The sequence below is a fragment of the Vicinamibacteria bacterium genome (assembly GCA_035620555.1).
Classification (GTDB): domain Bacteria; phylum Acidobacteriota; class Vicinamibacteria; order Marinacidobacterales; family SMYC01; genus DASPGQ01.
The window spans coordinates 1-3,008 of record DASPGQ010000545.1 but is presented as its reverse complement, the minus strand read 5'-3'; the positions used below and the strand labels follow the sequence as shown (position 1 = coordinate 3,008).

At 63.1% G+C, this 3,008-nt stretch carries 4 protein-coding genes; 3 read left to right on the top strand and 1 reads right to left on the bottom strand.

Features of this window, described 5'->3' with window-relative positions:
* Positions 1-207: 207 nt before the first annotated feature.
* Entirely contained in the window at positions 208-339 is a 132-nt protein-coding gene (locus VEK15_22100; GenBank protein ID HXV63409.1) for a hypothetical protein, read from the bottom strand.
* 89 nt (positions 340-428) lie between these two features.
* Between VEK15_22100 and VEK15_22095 the strand changes: the two genes are divergently transcribed.
* The 3 genes from VEK15_22095 to VEK15_22085 are packed head-to-tail and all read left to right on the top strand — an operon-like array spanning position 429 to position 2,866.
* A complete protein-coding gene (locus tag VEK15_22095) occupies positions 429-1,499 on the top strand; it encodes a hypothetical protein (protein ID HXV63408.1) in 1,071 nt (356 codons plus the stop codon).
* The gene (locus tag VEK15_22090) at positions 1,496-2,287 is read left to right on the top strand and encodes a methyltransferase domain-containing protein (GenBank protein HXV63407.1); all 792 of its coding nucleotides are present in this window, start codon (positions 1,496-1,498) and stop codon (positions 2,285-2,287) included. Before VEK15_22095 ends, VEK15_22090 begins: the two co-directional genes overlap by 4 nt.
* Positions 2,288-2,293: 6 nt before the next feature.
* The gene (locus VEK15_22085; protein ID HXV63406.1) at positions 2,294-2,866 is read left to right on the top strand and encodes a YceI family protein; all 573 of its coding nucleotides are present in this window, start codon (positions 2,294-2,296) and stop codon (positions 2,864-2,866) included.
* Positions 2,867-3,008: the final 142 nt, after the last annotated feature.

Genomic DNA, 3,008 nt, shown 5'->3' with positions numbered 1-3,008 from the left:
GTACGGCACCAGTCGACCGAGGCGTCCGCCATGAACGTAAGATCGTAGGCAGGCTAACGGTGCAAGTCAATCAGCGCGGACTGTCGTTACTCCCGGCGATGCCGCGGAGGATTTCGATGTCTGCCAGATCTTGATCCGTTTATCGGTACCAGGGGTTGCTTTGGGCACGCTTCCAACGCTCGAATTCCTCGAAGGAGTCGAAGCATTTCACGAAGGGATGAACTCGAAGGGTGTCACTTCTTCGAAGTCGCGGTAGAAGGCCTCGGCTTCGAACAGACGCTCGGCGACGAGGTCGCGAGTGTCGTCCTTTCGCGATCGGTTGCTGATCTTGGTCGCCACGATCCATTCTACCCTGGAAGGCTTGGTTCTACTCGGGCCCGTGTGAGTCATGCCAACCGGCGGCGCCCTTTGCTATAGTCCGCGGCGGAATGAACGCCAGGGCAGCACTGCTTCTCGTCGGGTTGCCGGCCTGCTCCCCGGCCTCCATGGACGAGCCCGCGGGCGCCCGCCGCGTGAAAGAAGAGCTTCATGCTCTCGCTCGCGAGAGGGTGCTCTCGGGCGAGCTCGCCCGCACCGATGGTTACGTCTACGGTGTCGACGTGGGCCTTCTCATGATATTCGCCGCCCGCGAGAAGGACGCCCAGATGTACGAGCATCTTCGCGGGTTCGCTCTCGAACACCTCGTCCTGGACCGAGACGACGACGACTTCACCCGGGGGTTCGTCGTGTGGCGTTATTGCGATGGGATTGTGCCCGACGCGTCGGGTACGACGGAAGCGCTCCGCCTCGCCGAGGGGCTATGGCGAGGCGCAGAGAGCTTCGGCAACCCCGAAGATCGGCAGTGGGCGCTCACCATTCTCGACGGCTACCGCCGTCACGAAGCCGAAGAGCAAGGCGTCTGGATGATCCGCAATTACTTCAACCTCGGCACCCGGAGCTTCGCCACGAACTCCTTCCTGGTGGACTACGCCCCCGATTTCGTCGCCGAGGTCGCGGAACGGACCGGAGACCCGCGCTTGCAGGAGCTCGCCGAGCGATCCTATGCGCTCATCGAGCGGGCGCAAACGCCGACGGGTCTCCTGTACGATGTCGTTCAGCCAGAGATGGCGACGCTCTTCGACGATGAGCGGCTCGTCGTCTTCTCTCCCAACGACGCGGTTCAAGTGTCCAATGCGGCGGGCGTGGCCGCCCGGGCGGTGAAGGGCCGGCCTGATGTCGCCGCACGGGTGCTCGATTTCTGTCTGGAACGGATGCCCGACTTGAAGGGTGCCTACTACGGACGCACCGGCGAGGTCGCCCGCAACAAGAGGCCGGGCATCGAGGCCTGGGCGCCACTCGTCCACCTGGCCATCGCGCTCGACCGTCACGACGCCGTCGGGCCTTTCTACATGTTCCTCGTTTCGAACGCGGACCGGACCTGGCGGATTCCGAGCGATGCATGGCTGTACGTAACCGCGGAGCTGCTGCTGGGCCTTCAGGTCGTGGTCCCCGGAGCATGAGCGCCGACGTCGGCCGATACTACGACGAGAACACCGGCCGCTTTCTCGCGCGCGGCCAGGGCCGTGCCACGGGTGCGATTCATCGCGCCGTCTGGGGGGCCGGCGTTTCGACGCGCGACGAAGCGTTTCATTTCGTGCACGAGCTCGTGCGCCGTGAGATTGGGGCGGTCGGTGCGAGGCGCATCCTCGACCTCGGTTGCGGAGTCGGGTCGAGTCTTGCCTACCTCCTCGCCCATTGCGACGTCGAGGGATTGGGAATCACGACGAGCGCCGTTCAGGCGGATCTTGCTCCACCCAGTCTTTCCATCCGATTGGGTGATTTCTGTCGCGACGAGCTGCCGAGCCCGGTGGAGATCGCCTACGCGATCGAATCGTTCGCCCACGCATCGGACGCGCGCGCTTTCTTCGAGCGTGTCGCCCGCGCCCTCGGCAGGGGAGGACGGCTCGCAATCTGTGACGACTTCTTGACCGGGAGTTCCGAAGACTATTGGGTTCGAGAGTTTCGCTCGGGCTGGCACGTTTCCTCGCTTCTCCCCATCGAGCAGGTCGATCGGCTGGCAGAGGAGCAAGGGCTTCTGTTCTTGTCGGATCGGGACCTGACGCCTTTTCTCGAGATCGACCGGCCGCGGGATCGGGCGATCCGCCTCCTCGTCGCTTTCGCCCGCTGCTCTCGGCCGAAGAGTCCAGGTTTTCAGGCTCTTCGTGGTGGAAATGCGCTTCGACAATGCTTGAAACGAGGGCTGGTCAAATATCGTTTCCGAGTCTACGAGAAACGCGGGATATCATAGAAGACCATGCGGTGGCCGAGCATCATTCTGATAATGCTCTTGGCGGGCTCGCTTCACGCGGAGCCCCGACACTACGTCATCGACCCTCAGCACCTGACGATCGGGTTTCTCGTCGGGCACGTCGGGTTCGCGAAGGTGTTCGGTCGTTTCACCGAGGCCGAAGGAACCTTCGATTTCGACGAAACGACGGGGAAGCTCTCGAACGTTCGCGTCGTCGTGAAGACGGCCAGCGTCGACACGACCGTCGAGCCGCGCGACCGTCATTTGAGGAGCGCAGATTTTCTGAACGTGGAAGAGTACCCGGAAATGACCTTCGTGTCCGAGGGGACGGTGCTGACCGGCGGCAAGGGCGAGCTCCGAGGCAACCTCACGCTGATCGGCGTCACCAGGCCTATTTCGCTCGACGTCGCCTGGAACCGGAGCGCGGTGTCGCCGCTTCCGGGAAATCCTTACGTGGTGGGATTATCGGCGCGAGGAAGCTTCGACCGCAGCGACTACGGCATGAGCTACGGGCTCGCGGATGGGCTCGTGGGCGACGAGGTCGAGCTCATCATCGAGCTCGAGGCCCAGCGGAAGTGAAACGCATTCTGCTGCCGCTCGGGTTCTTTCTCTACTTCAACGCGCTCTTCACGTTCGAGAACATCCCGTCCACGCCGGCGATGCGTCTGGTACCCAAGCTGTCGGTGGAGATTCTCTTGCTGATCGCTCTCCTTGCGACGGT